Origin of the sequence: Bradyrhizobium sp. AT1, assembly GCF_001590795.1 — a bacterium.
Taxonomy (GTDB): domain Bacteria; phylum Pseudomonadota; class Alphaproteobacteria; order Rhizobiales; family Xanthobacteraceae; genus Bradyrhizobium.
Window position 1 is genome coordinate 5,086,446 of record NZ_JXDL01000001.1, and the last position, 14,055, is coordinate 5,100,500.

General features: G+C 65.6%; 13 protein-coding genes. 5 read left to right on the forward strand and 8 right to left on the reverse strand.

Annotated elements, in window-relative coordinates; translation table 11 throughout:
- Window positions 1–351: 351 nt before the first annotated feature.
- From gshB to rsmI, 3 genes are read right to left on the reverse strand one after another with little or no spacing between them, the layout of a single operon-like run.
- Window positions 352–1,296 (reverse strand): glutathione synthase, encoded by a 945-nt coding sequence (gene gshB, locus SE92_RS23630; protein WP_063198785.1) that lies wholly within the window; start codon window positions 1,294–1,296, stop codon window positions 352–354.
- A gap of 10 nt (window positions 1,297–1,306) precedes the next feature.
- Window positions 1,307–1,708: a YraN family protein gene (locus tag SE92_RS23635; protein WP_063198787.1), complete on the reverse strand. Its 402-nt coding sequence runs from the start codon at window positions 1,706–1,708 to the stop codon at window positions 1,307–1,309.
- Entirely contained in the window at window positions 1,695–2,657 is a 963-nt protein-coding gene (rsmI, locus tag SE92_RS23640) for a 16S rRNA (cytidine(1402)-2'-O)-methyltransferase (protein ID WP_063198789.1), read from the reverse strand. The genes SE92_RS23635 and rsmI overlap by 14 nt, the downstream gene beginning before the upstream one ends.
- A gap of 341 nt (window positions 2,658–2,998) precedes the next feature.
- Between rsmI and SE92_RS23645 the strand changes: the two genes are divergently transcribed.
- Complete coding sequence (locus SE92_RS23645) at window positions 2,999–4,234, forward strand: penicillin-binding protein activator (RefSeq protein ID WP_198172769.1); 1,236 nt, start codon at window positions 2,999–3,001, stop codon at window positions 4,232–4,234.
- 4 nt (window positions 4,235–4,238) lie between these two features.
- Here the strand turns inward: SE92_RS23645 and hemW are convergent, their stop codons facing one another.
- The 3 genes from hemW to rph are packed head-to-tail and all read right to left on the reverse strand — an operon-like array spanning window position 4,239 to window position 6,800.
- A complete protein-coding gene (gene hemW / locus SE92_RS23650) occupies window positions 4,239–5,423 on the reverse strand; it encodes a radical SAM family heme chaperone HemW (RefSeq protein ID WP_063198790.1) in 1,185 nt (394 codons plus the stop codon).
- A gap of 16 nt (window positions 5,424–5,439) precedes the next feature.
- Window positions 5,440–6,075: an RdgB/HAM1 family non-canonical purine NTP pyrophosphatase gene (gene rdgB / locus SE92_RS23655; protein WP_063198792.1), complete on the reverse strand. Its 636-nt coding sequence runs from the start codon at window positions 6,073–6,075 to the stop codon at window positions 5,440–5,442.
- Window positions 6,076–6,086: 11 nt separating this feature from the next.
- Window positions 6,087–6,800, reverse strand: coding sequence for a ribonuclease PH (gene rph / locus SE92_RS23660; RefSeq protein ID WP_063198794.1), 714 nt, complete (start codon window positions 6,798–6,800; stop codon window positions 6,087–6,089).
- Window positions 6,801–6,993: 193 nt separating this feature from the next.
- On the opposite strand from rph, the gene hrcA reads away from it, so the two are divergent.
- On the forward strand, window positions 6,994–8,082 hold the full coding sequence (hrcA, locus tag SE92_RS23665; RefSeq protein WP_063198796.1) for a heat-inducible transcriptional repressor HrcA: 1,089 nt from the start codon (window positions 6,994–6,996) through the stop codon (window positions 8,080–8,082).
- Window positions 8,083–8,177: 95 nt separating this feature from the next.
- Window positions 8,178–8,795 (forward strand): nucleotide exchange factor GrpE, encoded by a 618-nt coding sequence (gene grpE, locus SE92_RS23670; RefSeq protein WP_063198797.1) that lies wholly within the window; start codon window positions 8,178–8,180, stop codon window positions 8,793–8,795.
- Between the two features lie 153 nt (window positions 8,796–8,948).
- On the opposite strand, the gene pncA is transcribed toward grpE, so the two are convergent.
- Window positions 8,949–9,671 carry a bifunctional nicotinamidase/pyrazinamidase gene (pncA, locus tag SE92_RS23675; protein ID WP_063198799.1) on the reverse strand — a complete coding sequence of 241 codons (723 nt, stop codon included), beginning with the start codon at window positions 9,669–9,671 and terminating at the stop codon, window positions 8,949–8,951.
- A 266-nt stretch (window positions 9,672–9,937) separates the two neighbouring features.
- Window positions 9,938–10,879: a hypothetical protein gene (locus SE92_RS23680; RefSeq protein WP_063198801.1), complete on the reverse strand. Its 942-nt coding sequence runs from the start codon at window positions 10,877–10,879 to the stop codon at window positions 9,938–9,940.
- A 394-nt stretch (window positions 10,880–11,273) separates the two neighbouring features.
- Between SE92_RS23680 and dnaK the strand changes: the two genes are divergently transcribed.
- Together dnaK and SE92_RS23690 are read left to right on the forward strand one after the other, a co-directional pair.
- Complete coding sequence (gene dnaK / locus SE92_RS23685) at window positions 11,274–13,175, forward strand: molecular chaperone DnaK (RefSeq protein ID WP_063198803.1); 1,902 nt, start codon at window positions 11,274–11,276, stop codon at window positions 13,173–13,175.
- Window positions 13,176–13,435: 260 nt separating this feature from the next.
- Window positions 13,436–14,055, forward strand: a 620-nt coding sequence (locus SE92_RS23690; RefSeq protein ID WP_157095946.1) for a DnaJ domain-containing protein, incomplete at its 3' end; no start/stop codon positions are given.

Here is a 14,055-nt window from a genome sequence, read left to right on the forward strand (position 1 = left end):
ACGCGGGGCACTCGAACCGCACCTGGCGTGTTCCCCCGTGTCGATGAGTAGGGAGTAAAAGTATAAGGGGTGTTGCGAGGCCGAACGCGATGACCCGCCGCGTTGCTGGTTCTCGGCAGATGGTGAACGCGGCGTTATCCGGTCGGCCAGTGGCCCCGTAGTTTCACGCAGTGCTGCTCGTGCGTTCGCACGATGTGCGGGGCGTCATGGTGAATGGGTGGTTAGTTATATGCGGGGTGGTGCCGCGCGCGTCGTCCGTAGCCCGGATGGAGCGAAGCGCAATCCGGGGCTGTTGGGCACGTGGTGAGATCCCGGATTGCGCTTCGCTCCATCCGGGCTACAAGCCAATCGCTACTTCTTCCGCTTCTCTTCGATCACGTCCCAGACCTTCGCCGCGACATCGGGGCCGCCAAGGCGCGCGATGGCGCGGATGCCGGTGGGTGATGTCACGTTGATCTCGGTAAGGTTTCCGTTGATGACGTCGATGCCGACGAACAACAGGCCGCGCTCGCGCAGCGCGGGGCCGACCGTGGCGCAGATCTCGCGCTCGCGCGGCGTGAGCTCGGTCTCCTGCGCCGCGCCGCCGCGCACCATGTTGGAGCGGAGGTCGTCGGCGGCCGGCACGCGGTTCACCGCGCCGGCGAACTCGCCGTTGACGAGGATGATGCGCTTGTCGCCATGCTTCACCTCGGGGATGAACTGCTGGATCACCCAGGGCTCCCTGAAAGTGACCGAGAACATGTCGAACAGCGAGCCGAAATTCATGTCCTGCGGCATCACGCGGAACACCGCCGCGCCGCCATGACCGTGCAGCGGCTTCATCACCACGGCGCCATGCTTGTCACGAAACGCGTTGATCTCATCCAAGTCGCGCGAGATCAGCGTCGGCGGCATCAGCTGCGGAAAGTTCATCACGAACAGCTTTTCCGGCGCGTTGCGCACCGAGGCGGGATCGTTGACAACAAGCGTCTTCGGATGGATGCGCTCCAAAAGATGCGTCGAGGTGATGTAGGCGAGATCGAACGGCGGATCCTGGCGCAGCAGCACCACGTCGAAGCCGTTCAACGCTTCGCGCTTCGCCTCGCCAAGCGTGAAATGGTCGCCGGGCTCGTCGCGCACGGTGAGCAGCTGGACCGGAGCGACGATCTCCTCCCCGACCATCGAGAGCTTGTCGGGCGTGTAATAGGACAGGCCATGGCCGCGCTTCTGCGCCTCCAGCAGCAGCGCGAAGGTGGAATCGCCCTTGATGTTGATGCGGGCGATGGGGTCCATCTGGACGGCGACGTTCAGTTTCATGGTCTGCCTTTCAGGTCGAGGCGTCGAATGCCGCCAACACATGGCGCGGAAGTGAGCGCGGCGCAATCAGCATGGCGTCGAATCGCAATTCGAATTCGGCATGCTCGGGATGCGCTACGAGCCAGCCTTGCGCGGCATCGATGATGCGCTGCTGCTGGCGCGGGGTGACGGCGTAGGCGGCATCGTCGAGGCTGGCGCGGGCCTTGACCTCGACGAAGGCAATCAAATTGCGTCGTCGCGCCACGAGGTCGATCTCGCCATGCGGAGTACGGAAGCGTTTGGCGAGGATGCGGTAGCCTTTCGCCATCAGATAGGCGGCGGCACGGCTCTCGGCGGAGATGCCGGTGCGGAACGCGGCGAGCCGTTCCGGCGAGGCGATCTTGGGTTCTTTGGGCGTCTCAGCCTTCGCCATCGCCGCCTCGCGAATCCCTGTGCAGATCCTTGGCGAGCTCGAGCGCGCGGGCATAGACCTCGCGGCGCGGGCGGCCGGAGAGCGCAACCGCATGCGCGACGGCGTCCTTGACGCTGTGCGTGCCGAGCTGCTCGCGCAGCAGGTCGTCCAGCGCATCCGGTGTCAGCAGCTCGGCGTCATCTGCCGGCGGAGCGATCACCAGCACGAATTCGCCGCGCGTTTCGAGCGCATCGGCATCGCGAGCGAGATCGGCCAGCTTCGCGCGCGAAACTTCCTCATGCAGCTTGGTCAGCTCGCGGCAGATCGCGGCCTCGCGGGCGCCCATGATCTCGGCGAGCTCGGCGAGCGTATCCTGCACACGGTTGCCGGATTCGAACATCACCAGCGTCGCATCGATGCGGGCGAGCTCGGCAAGGCGCGCGCGGCGCGCGGCGGATTTCGCCGGCAGGAAACCTTCGAAGAAGAAGCGGTCGGTCGGCAGCGCCGCCACCGACAGAGCGGCGAGCACCGAGGACGGGCCGGGCAGCGCATACACCGCGTGGCCGGCGGCGCACACCTCGCGCACCAGCTTGAAGCCGGGATCGGAGATCAGCGGCGTGCCGGCGTCCGAGACCAGCGCCATCGAGCCGCCTGCGGCAAGCGCCTCGAGGATCTTCGGGCGCGCGACTTCGGCGTTGTGCTCGTGATATTGCTTGAGCTGCGCGGTAATAGCGTAGCGCTCGGTCAGGCGCCGTGTGATGCGGGTGTCTTCGCAGGCGATGACATCGACACCGGCGAGGGTCTGGAGCGCCCGCAGGGTGATGTCGCCGAGATTACCGATCGGGGTTGCGACCAGATGGAGGCCCGGTGCCGCCTTGGGCGCCGCGAGCCGGTGGGCATCGATGGAGAAACCGCGCGAGGCGGCGTCTTGAGCTTCAGGCGTATTTATCGGGGCCGGCTTTGCGCGCATAATGAAGTCAACTTAGGCACGATCGGCAGGACTGGGAACCGGCTCGCCGAAAAAGATCGTGCTGAGGTGAGGGGCGAGGAACGGACGGGAATGTGATCGATCAGGATCACGTCGCAAGGAATGAGGGCCTTCGCGCCATATTCGCGACGGAAACGCCGCCTTGATGCTGCGTAAGCGACGGCGAACAGCTGCCGGGACGGAAAGGCGGTCGCGTTAAGCGGCCATTATCCTTTTGTTTCGGTTAACTATTTGCCGACAATATGCCTGAATCCGCGGCTTGTGTCGTGGAAAGAATGTCGTGACCGGCCGACGAGACGGCGGGTCAGAAGAGAAGCTGCCATATGCCGGGCCCGCGTCATCCAAAGTCTCCCGTTCCGGGGTCCCTGATATCGGGGGCGAGCCGAAGGAGCGCGCTCGGCCTGTTGCTCGGCGCGCCCCTGCTGTCGGCCTGCGCCGGCGTGCAGCAGAGTCTCAGCCAGTTCTCCAACCCGTTCAGCAGCTCCTCCCCACCGCCGGCCCAGCCGGCCGGCCCGCCGCAACAGGCGACGACCGCCGGCACCGGCGGCGTCAGGGTCGCCGTGATCCTGCCGCTCTCGGCCGCCGGCAATGCCGGCCTTGCCGCGCAATCCATGCGCAACGCCGCCGAGATGGCGCTGGCGGAGTTCCAGAATCCGAACATCCAGCTCCTGATCAAGGACGACAATGGCAGCCCGCAAGGCGCGCAGGCCGCCGCACAGCAGGCGGTCGACGAGGGTGCCGAGATCATTCTGGGACCGTTGTTCGCACAGTCGGTGCCGGCGGTGGCGCAGGTCGCCCGGACGCGCGGCATCTCGGTGATGGCCTTCTCGACCGATTCGAGCATCGCCGGGCGTGGGGTCTATCTGCTCTCCTTCCTGCCGGAGTCCGACGTCAACCGCATCGTCGAATATTCCGCCAGCATCGGAAAGCGCTCGGTCGCCGTGCTCGTGCCCGACAACGCCTATGGCAATGTCGTCGAGGCCGCGGTGAAGGCGGCGGTGCCGCGGCGCGGCGGGCGCATCGTCGCCTTCGAGAAATACGGCGCCGATCGCGCCACGCCGGCGCGTACGGTCGCGCAGCAGCTCGGCGGCGCGGATGCGCTGTTCATCGCCGATGACGGCGATGCCGTCGTGTCGGTGGCGGATGCGATGACCGCGGCGGGCGCGAATTTGCGCAACATCCAGCTGCTCGGCACCGGCCTGTGGGACAGTCCGCGCGTCTATGCCAGCGCGGCCCTGCAAGGCGGTCTCTATGCCGCGCCGGACCCGGCCGGTTTTCGCGCATTCTCCGGCCGCTATCGCACCAAATACGGCGCCGAGCCGATCCGCACCGCGACACTCGCCTATGACGCGGTCGCCCTCGTCGCTGCACTCGCGCGCACGCAAGGCACCACGCGCTTCTCGCCTGATGTGCTCACCAACCCCTCCGGCTTTGCCGGCATCGACGGCCTGTTCCGCTTCCGCGCCGACGGCACCAATGAGCGTGGCCTGGCGGTGATGAAGGTGACGCAAGGCGGCGGCGTCGCGGTCGCGGGCTCACCGAAGAGCTTTGGGGCGTAGCTGGCTACGCCGCGAGGTCCGCGACCACGGCATCGAGCACCGGGAATCCGCTGCTCGTCACGCGAAGACGTCCCGTCGCATCGACCGTGATCGCGCCTTCTTCGCGCAGCAGCGCGATGCGTTTGGGATCGAGCGGGCGACCGGAGAGAGCCTTGTAGCGCTCGGGATCGATGCCCTCGGCCAAACGCAATCCCATCAGCAGGAATTCGTCGGCGCGCTCCTCGCTGTTGAGGAGATCGTCGGTGACGACGCCATGGCCGTTGGTCTCGACCCGCATCAGCCAGGCTTCGGGGCGTTTCTCGGTGGCGATGGCGTGCCTGATGCCGTCAATGTCGAGACGGCCGTGGGCGCCGGGGCCGATGCCCGCATATTCCTCACCGCGCCAATAGACCAGATTGTGCCGGCACTCGGCGCCGCGCCGCGCGTGGTTGGAGATCTCGTAGGCGGGTAGCCCCAGCCTGTCGCAGGTTTCCTGCGTGACGTCGTAGAGCGCGCGCGCGACCGCCTCGTCCGGCGTCTTCAATTTGCCGGCCTGGTGCAGGCCGAAGAACGGCGTGCCTTCCTCGATGGTCAATTGATAGAGCGACAGATGCTCGGCCGCTTCATTGATGGCGAGGCGCAGCTCGTCGGCCCACATCGCCGGCGTCTGATCGGGACGGGCGTAGATCAGGTCGAACGAATAACGATCGAACGAGCGGCGCGCGATGGCGACGGCATCGAGTGCCTCGCGGGCGCTGTGCAGGCGTCCGAGCGCCTTCAGCGAGACATCGTCGAGCGCCTGCACGCCGAGCGAGACGCGGTTGACGCCGGCCGCGCGATAGCCGGCAAAGCGCGTGGCCTCGACGCTGGTCGGATTCGCCTCGAGCGTCACTTCGACGTCTTTTGCGACCGTCCAGTGCTTGCCGATCGCATCGAGCACCGCGCCGACGGTTGCGGGCTGCATGAGGGACGGCGTGCCGCCGCCGAGGAAGATCGAGGTGACCTCGCGGCCGGGCGCGCGCTCGGCGGTCGTTGCGATTTCGCGCGCGAAGGCGGAAGCGAAGCGCGCCTCGTCGATCGCGGCGTGGCGGACATGGCTGTTGAAATCGCAATAGGGGCACTTCGACAGGCAGAACGGCCAGTGCACATAGACGCCAAAAGCTTGCGATTCTTGTTTTGACGCGTTTTCCTGGCGCGAACCGGTATCCACTTCGCTTGAAAACGCTCTAGCGCGGCTCAAGGCAGATCTCCGCGAGTTTCACGAAGGCGCGGGCGCGGTGCGACAGGCCAAGGCCGAGCGGCGGCAGGCCGTGCTTCTCGATGCTCTCCATCTCGCCGAAGGTGCGAGTGTGGCCATCGGGCAAGAACATCGGATCGTAACCGAAGCCGGCAGTGCCGCGCGGCGGCCAGACCAGCGTGCCGTCGACGCGCGCCTCGACCTCTTCAACATGATCGTCGGGCCAGGCGACGCAGAGCGCGGAGACGAAATGCGCTCTTCGGCGGTCCGACGTGGTGGCGCCGCGCTCCTGCAGCAGGCGCTCGATCTGCGCCATCGCCGCGTTGAAATCCTTGGAAGGACCGGCCCAGCGCGCGCTGTAAATTCCCGGCGCGCCGTCGAGCGCGTCGACCACGATGCCGGAATCGTCGGCGAAGGATGGGAGTTTCGTCGCCTGCGCCGCCGCGATCGCCTTGATCGCGGCATTGCTGCGGAAATCGCTGCCGGTCTCCTCCGGCTCGGCGAGGCCGAGCTCGCCGGCCGACACCGCGGCGATGCCGTACGGCGCAAGCAGCTCCCGCATCTCGGCGAGCTTGCCGGGATTGTGGGTCGCGATGACGAGCTTGTCCGTGATTCGACGATGCATGGGCCTATTGACTACGCCACAGCCAGTTTCTGCAAGTCCACCAGACGCGCGATGCCCTTCTGGGCCAGCGCCATCAACTTCAGGAACTCGTCCTGCGTGAACGGCTCGCGCTCCGCGGTGCCCTGCACCTCGATGATGCGGCCGTCGCCGGTCATGACGAAATTGGCGTCGGTCTGGGCTTCCGAATCCTCGGCATAGTCGAGATCGAGCACCGGCGTGCCGTTGAAGATGCCGCAGGAGATCGCGGCGACGTTGTCGCGCATCACGTTGGCCTTGATCATGTTGCGCGCCTTCATCCAGCTGATGCAGTCGGCCAGTGCGACCCAGGCGCCGGTGATCGAGGCGGTGCGGGTGCCGCCGTCGGCCTGCAGCACGTCGCAATCGACCGTGATCTGGCGCTCGCCGAGCGCTTCGAGGTCGACGATGGTGCGGAGCGAGCGGCCGATCAGGCGCTGGATCTCGACGGTGCGGCCGCTCTGCTTGCCGGCGGCGGCCTCGCGGCGGGTGCGTTCGGAGGTCGCGCGCGGCAGCATGCCGTATTCGGCGGTGACCCAGCCGCGGCCCTGGCCCTTCAGCCACGGCGGCAGGCGGTCTTCCAGCGTGGCGGTGACCAGCACATGGGTGTCGCCGAATTTCACCAGGCAGGAGCCTTCCGCATATTTGACCACGCCGCGCTCCAGCGTCACGGGGCGCAATTCGTCGGGCGCACGGCGGCTTGGCCGCATGGGAAATCCTCCAAAACTCACGGGATAAGGCTGTTGGCGGTGCTTGTAGGTGGGGTGAGGGTGGGCGGCAAGGGCTTATTCATCCCCCGATTCCTCTCTCAATTCCTGCCCTGATTCCGGGTCCGCAAACGCCACGCTTGTCAGACGCCTCGGGGATAGACAAATTATGAGGATCTGAGAGGAGTTATTGTCTGTGGCCCATCACGATCCGATCCATCTGATCGCGCCGCGCGCAGGCCTTGCCCAGCTCAACGAGCGTTCCCGCGACATCTTTCGTCAAATTGTCGAAAGTTATCTGGCGACCGGTGAGCCGGTGGGCTCGCGCAATATCTCGCGCCTGATCGCCATGCCGCTGTCGCCGGCCTCGGTCCGCAACGTCATGGCCGATCTGGAACAGCTCGGCCTGATCTATGCGCCGCACACCTCCGCCGGCCGGTTGCCGACGGAACTCGGCCTGCGTTTCTTCGTCGATGCCCTGATGCAGGTCGGCGACCTCAACGAGGCCGAGCGGCAGTCGATCCAGAGCCAGCTCACCTCGGTCGGCCAGGCGCACTCGGTCGAGGCGGCGCTGGACCAGGCCTTGACGCGGCTGTCCGGCTTGACCCGGGCCGCCGCGGTGGTGCTGACGCCAAAATCCAATGCGCGGCTGAAGCACATCGAATTCGTCCGTCTGGAACCGGAGAAGGCGCTGGTGATCCTCGTCGGTGAGGACGGCCAGGTCGAGAACCGCGTGCTGACGCTGCCGCCCGGAGTTCCCTCTTCGGCGATCACCGAAGCCGGCAACTTCCTCAATGCGCGCATCCGCGGCCGCACCCTGGCCGAAGCGCGGCTCGAGCTCGAGACCGCGCTTGGGGAGGCTCGCGCCGAGCTGGATCAGCTCGCCCAAAAGGTGATTTCCGCCGGAATCGCCAGCTGGTCCGGCGGCGAGAACGAGGACCGCCAGCTCATCGTGCGCGGCCACGCCAATCTGCTGGAGGATCTGCACGCGCTGGAGGATCTGGAGCGGGTACGCCTTTTGTTCGACGATCTCGAGACCAAGCGCGGCGTGATCGACCTGCTGGGTCGGGCCGAGACCGCGGAAGGCGTGCGCATCTTCATCGGCAGCGAGAACAAGCTGTTTTCACTGTCGGGCTCCTCCACCATCATCTCACCCTATCGGGATGCCGCCGGCCACATCGTCGGCGTCCTGGGCGTGATCGGCCCGACGCGGCTGAATTATGCCCGTGTGATCCCGACCGTGGACTACGCCGCCCGCATCGTCAGCCGCCTTTTGGGAGGCTGACCGGCGTTCGATCCGATCACGGGCGCTTGATTTTCGCCCGCTTAGGCACGATATCCGGGCCAACAATCCCTGCAACGAGTTCGAGATAAGAGCCGATGACCGATCGAGACCGGCAACCCGAAGACGCGGCCGCGCCGACTGGCGAGCCCGTGGTGTCGAAGCCCTACATCATGCCCGACGATCCCGAGCCCGGCTCGGTCGAGACCTTGCAGAAGGAAGCCACCGAGGCGCGCGACCGCATGCTGCGGACGCTGGCCGAGATGGAGAATTTGCGCAAGCGCACCGCCAAGGAAGTCGCGGACGCCCGCCTCTACGGTATCACCGGCTTTGCCCGCGACGTGCTCGACATCGCCGACAATCTTCAGCGCGCGCTCGACGCTGTTCCGGCCGAGGCGCGTGCCGCGGCCGATCCCGGCCTGGCCTCGCTGATCGAGGGCGTCGAGCTCACCGAGCGGTCGCTGCACAGCGCGCTGGAAAAGCACGGCGTGAAGAAGCTCGATCCGCAGGGTCAGAAGTTCGACCCGAACTTCCACCAGGCGATGTACGAAGTGCCGGATGCGTCGGTGCCGTCGGGCACCGTGGTCCAGATCATGCAGGCCGGCTACACCATCGGCGATCGCGTGCTGCGTCCGGCCTTGGTCGGCGTCGCCAAGGGCGGTGCGAAGGCTGCTCCGGCGGCGAACAGCAACGAGTCGAGCGGCGCGCCGAACTAAGTTCGGTTGTCATTCCGCGGCGCGACGAAGTCGCGAGCTATGGTGCGCAATTGCGCACCTGAGAATCCGTCGAGCAGCAGAGACAACCGCCTAATGGATTCCGGGCTCGCGCTCACGCGCGCCCCGGAATGACGGGAGGATAGAGCGCGTCGTCTACGCACCCGCCGCGATATCCGCAGACTGGATCCGCTTCACGCCGGCCTTGGCCATGTCGGCCCAGGCTTTTGCCAGCGAGCCCTGCGTGTCGATGCCGCGGCAGGCGTCTTCTACCACATAGACTTCGAAGCCCGCCTTGCGCGCGTCGAGCGCGGTCCAGGCCACGCAGAAATCCGTCGCCAGGCCAGCGACGAAGACGCGCTTGATCTTGCGCCCCTTCAAATATCCGGCGAGGCCGGTCGAGGTCTTGCCGTCGGCTTCGAGGAAGGCCGAATAGCTGTCGACGTCCTTGTGAAAACCCTTGCGGATGATGAGCTCGGCATGCGGGATCGCAAGGTCCTTCGACAGGGCGGCGCCGTCGGTGCCCTGCACGCAATGGTCGGGCCACAGCACCTGCTTGCCGTAGGGAAGGTCGACGGTCTCGAACGGCTTCTTGCCGGAGTGGACCGACGCGAACGAGATATGGCCCGGCGTGTGCCAGTCCTGCGTCATCACCACATTCGCGAACGCCTTGGACATCTTGTTGATGACGGGCACCACCTGCTCGCCTTCTTTCACCGCAAGGCTGCCGCCGGGCAGGAAGCAATTCTGCACGTCGATCACGAGCAGCGCGGAGGTCTCGTCGGGCTTGATCGGTGCAGCTGCAAGGCGTGCGGTTGGCGCGAGAGTCGCCAGCGCTGTCGTTCCGAGCATTGTCAAGACTTGTCGCCGAGCCAGCATCGTCCGCCTCCCTGGGATGATCCAACGGGTGGCAAGCCTAGTTCCGTTGGTACACGAACAGAAGCCGGAAAATGCAGCCGGTGTGGGTGAGGAGGGGGTGGGCTGCAGCCCAACCTCGCTGTCGTCCCTGCGAACGCAGGGACCCATAACCACAGGGAGATGTTTGGCGAAGATTCGGAGTTTGGTACTGCCACCAACCAAACTGCGAGATCACGCGGTATGGGTCCCTGCGTTCGCAGGGACGACAGCAAATATGTGAGGCCGCCCTACCCCTTCGGCTGAATCCCGTCGCGCACGGCGCGGAAGCGGGTGAAGGCGGCCAGCCATTGTTCGCGCGGGGCGCTGGCGATGATGCGCAGCGAGGCGCCGCCGCTCGAGAAGCGGATCCACTGCACCACGGTCACCGGGACCTTGTCCTTGCCGCTGACGCCGTCGATCCGGGTCTCGAAGCCCTGCTGGCCGTTGATGCGGATCGGCTCGGACATGGTGACGCGCGATTCGCGCACGCCGGGGATCTGCAGCGCCGCCTCCTGGGCGAAGCGGGCGCGGTCGTCGGCCTGTTGCGGGGTGGCGCCGATCACGCCGAGGATCATGAACGGCTTCGACTCGTAGCCGGTGCTTTCGTCGCCGTCGGCCAGGATGATGCTGGAGCCCGGTGCCAGCGTGCGGATGTCCTTGAAGTCGGCGAGATCGGTGATCTTGAAGGGCATTAGCGCGATCTGCTCTTCGGCCGAGACCTGCTTGCGGGTGGTGGCGCTCGCAAACATCTGCCGCACCGCTTCATCCGTGTAGATCTTGGTCGCATTCTCCGGGATCTGCACCGCGACATAACCGGAGAAGCCGGCGCCCGGCACGATCATCGAGTAGCGCTTGACCGGGGTGTCGCCGGCCTTGCCGCTTTCGGTGGTGAAATAAGCAAGGCCCGCGGGCGTCTCGACCTTGTCCTGCTTGACGCCATTGGCGCCGGCCGGATTGGAATTGAAGGCGCTGACGACCTCGCCATAGGCCGCCGGCGGCAGCTCGGTGATCAGCACCTTGACGTTGCCGTCCTCGCTCTCGAAGCCCGGAAAGGTTTTTGCAGTGTTGAGGCCGACCAGCGGCACCATGCCGAGGCGCAGGCCTGGCGGAAACACGGCGTCGGCGGCAAGTGCCGGAAACGCGGATGCAATGAAGAGGGCGAGCGCGGCGAGGGGGCGGATCAGCTTCATGGGCACTCTGATTGGTTCACATTGAGGCCGTTCGATGGTCGGCCACCGGGCCGCATTGTCGCGCGGAGCAGCCGTGGCGGCTGCCCGGCCGGTCCGCCTTTTACCGGGTTTGGGCTTACGGCAACAGGGCGGGCGGGGCTTGCGGTATGGGGGGCTTGCTGATGCCCGAACCTGTTAATAATTCCTGACCTGCAAGGCGGTGAAGCCCGGATATGATCTTCCAAAACCCAATGTTTTCGCGGCAGAAACCTGGCTTCGGTCCTTGCGGGCCCCTCCCCCCCTCCTATATGAGCCTCAACCATCGCAATATCGCGAATGTTTGATCTTAGGGGGTTTCGGTTTGGGTGCCTCTTGGGCCCAGCCAACCTGCCGCAAAAACAAGGATATCAGGACCATGGGAAAGGTCATTGGGATCGACCTCGGCACCACGAATTCGTGCGTCGCCGTGATGGATGGCAAGAACGCCAAAGTCATCGAGAATTCCGAAGGCATGCGCACGACGCCCTCGATCGTCGCCGTCACGGACGACGGTGAGCGTCTCGTCGGCCAGCCGGCCAAGCGCCAGGCCGTTACCAATCCCGAGCGCACCTTCTTCGCAGTGAAGCGCCTGATCGGCCGCCGCTACGACGACCCGATGGTCGAGAAGGACAAGAAGCTCGTCCCCTACAAGATCGTGAAGGCTTCCAACGGCGACGCCTGGGTCGAGGCCGACGGCCAGACCTACTCGCCCTCGCAGGTCTCGGCGTTCATCTTGCAGAAGATGAAGGAGACCGCGGAAGCCCATCTCGGGCAGAAGGTCGATCAGGCCGTCATCACCGTTCCCGCCTACTTCAACGACGCCCAGCGCCAGGCGACCAAGGACGCCGGCAAGATCGCGGGCCTCGAAGTGCTGCGCATCATCAACGAGCCGACCGCGGCCGCGCTCGCCTATGGCCTCGACAAGACCAAGACCGGCACCATCGCGGTGTACGATCTCGGCGGCGGTACGTTCGATATTTCGATCCTCGAGATCGGCGACGGCGTGTTCGAGGTGAAGTCGACCAACGGCGACACCTTCCTCGGCGGCGAAGACTTCGACATGCGCCTGGTCGGCTATCTCGCCGACGAATTCCAGAAGGAGCAGGGCATCAACCTGCGCAACGACAAGCTCGCGTTGCAGCGCCTGAAGGAAGCCGCTGAAAAGGCCAAGATCGAACTGTCGTCGACGACGCAGACCGAGATCAACCTGCCCTTCATCACCGCGGACCAGACCGGGCCGAAGCATCTGACGATGAAGCTCACCCGCGCCAAGTTCGAGGCGCTGGTCGACGACCTCGTGCAGAAGACCGTCGAGCCCTGCCGCAAGGCGCTGAAGGACGCCGGCGTCACCGCCGGTGAGATCGGCGAAGTGGTTCTGGTCGGCGGCATGTCGCGCATGCCGAAGGTCCAGGAAGTCGTGAAGCAGCTGTTCGGCAAGGAACCGCACAAGGGCGTCAACCCGGACGAAGTCGTGGCGATCGGCGCCGCGATCCAGGCCGGCGTGCTCCAGGGCGACGTCAAGGACGTGCTCCTGCTCGACGTCACCCCGCTGTCGCTGGGCATCGAGACGCTGGGCGGCGTGTTCACCCGCATCATCGACCGCAACACCACGATCCCGACCAAGAAGAGCCAGGTGTTCTCGACCGCCGAGGACAGCCAGAACGCGGTCACCATCCGCGTCTTCCAGGGCGAGCGTGAAATGGCGGCCGACAACAAGATGCTCGGCCAGTTCGACCTGATGGGCATTCCGCCGGCGCCGCGCGGCATGCCGCAGATCGAGGTGACCTTCGACATCGACGCCAACGGCATCGTCAACGTGTCGGCCAAGGACAAGGCCACCGGCAAGGAGCAGCAGATCCGCATCCAGGCCTCCGGCGGCCTGTCGGAAGCCGACATCGAGAAGATGGTCAAGGACGCCGAGGCCAATGCCGAGGCGGACAAGAAGCGCCGCGAGGCCGTCACCGCCAAGAACGAGGCGGATGGTCTGGTGCATTCGACCGAGAAGGCTCTGGCAGAGCACGGCTCGAAGGTCGCCGAGACCGAGCGCCGCGCCATCGAGGATGCCGTCAGCGACCTCAAGGAAGCGCTTAAGGGCGACGATGCCGAGGCGATCAAGGCCAAGACCCAGACGCTGGCCCAGGCTTCGATGAAGCTCGGCGAGGCCATGTACAAGCAGCAGGCCGAGGCCGACGCCAAGAAGGACGCGGCCAAGGACGACGTCGTCGACGCGGAGTTCACCGAGGTCGACGACGACAAGAACAACAAGAAGTCCGCTTAAGCCCCGAGAGGGTGATGATGCGGACGGCTTGGACCCCACACGCGCTACCGGCCTCCTCCCTCGCGGGGGAGGCCGCCGTGTCGGGCTCTTCGGGCCAAAACCCCTTGAAGGTCGGGCCCGTTACGATCAATCAATTCCCAGCCGTTATCCTGAACGCTGCCATGCAGCCCTCTGCCGCCGGGCGGAAGGCCGCCTATATCGTCGCGTGGCGACGTTGTTTCGCTCCGACTTGAATCGCGATTGGATAGACCGAGCCCAACATGTCCACGTCCACCAAGCGCTGCTACTACGAGACCCTCGAAGTCGAACGCGACGCCGACGAAGGCAAGCTGAAGTCGTCGTTCCGCAAGCTCGCGATGAAATTCCATCCCGACCGCAATCCGGGGGATGAGAGCAGCGAAGTCAAATTCAAGGAACTCAACGAGGCTTACGAGGTCCTCAAGGACAAGGACAAGCGCGCCGCCTACGACCGTTACGGCCACGCTGCTTTCGAGCAGGGCGGCGGTGGTGGTGCCGGCTTCGGCGCGGGTTTCGCCTCCTCTTTCTCCGACATTTTCGAAGACCTGTTCGGCATGGCCGGGCAGCGCGGCCGCGGCGGCCGCGAGCGCGGTGCCGACCTGCGCTACAACATGGAAATCACGCTCGAGGAAGCCTTTGGCGGCAAGACCGCACAGATCGAGATTCCGGTCTCGGTCACCTGCGAGGCCTGCTCGGGCATCGGCGCCAAGGCCGGAACCAAGCCCAAGACCTGTTCGACCTGCGGCGGCGCCGGGCGTGTCCGGCAGTCACAGGGCTTCTTCACGCTGGAGCGGACCTGTCCGGGTTGCCAGGGCCGCGGCCAGATGATCGAGGATGCCTGCCCGTCCTGCTCGGGCCAGGG

Coding starts and splice junctions, on each gene's coding strand:
- gshB (WP_063198785.1), bottom strand. CDS start 1,296: ATGAAACTGAACGTCGCCGTCCAGATGGACCCCATCGCCCGCATCAAC.
- SE92_RS23635 (WP_063198787.1), bottom strand. CDS start 1,708: ATGGCGAAGGCTGAGACGCCCAAAGAACCCAAGATCGCCTCGCCGGAA.
- rsmI (WP_063198789.1), bottom strand. CDS start 2,657: ATGCGCGCAAAGCCGGCCCCGATAAATACGCCTGAAGCTCAAGACGCC.
- SE92_RS23645 (WP_198172769.1), top strand. CDS start 2,999: ATGCCGGGCCCGCGTCATCCAAAGTCTCCCGTTCCGGGGTCCCTGATA.
- rdgB (WP_063198792.1), bottom strand. CDS start 6,075: ATGCATCGTCGAATCACGGACAAGCTCGTCATCGCGACCCACAATCCC.
- rph (WP_063198794.1), bottom strand. CDS start 6,800: ATGCGGCCAAGCCGCCGTGCGCCCGACGAATTGCGCCCCGTGACGCTG.
- grpE (WP_063198797.1), top strand. CDS start 8,178: ATGACCGATCGAGACCGGCAACCCGAAGACGCGGCCGCGCCGACTGGC.
- pncA (WP_063198799.1), bottom strand. CDS start 9,671: ATGCTGGCTCGGCGACAAGTCTTGACAATGCTCGGAACGACAGCGCTG.
- SE92_RS23680 (WP_063198801.1), bottom strand. CDS start 10,879: ATGAAGCTGATCCGCCCCCTCGCCGCGCTCGCCCTCTTCATTGCATCC.
- dnaK (WP_063198803.1), top strand. CDS start 11,274: ATGGGAAAGGTCATTGGGATCGACCTCGGCACCACGAATTCGTGCGTC.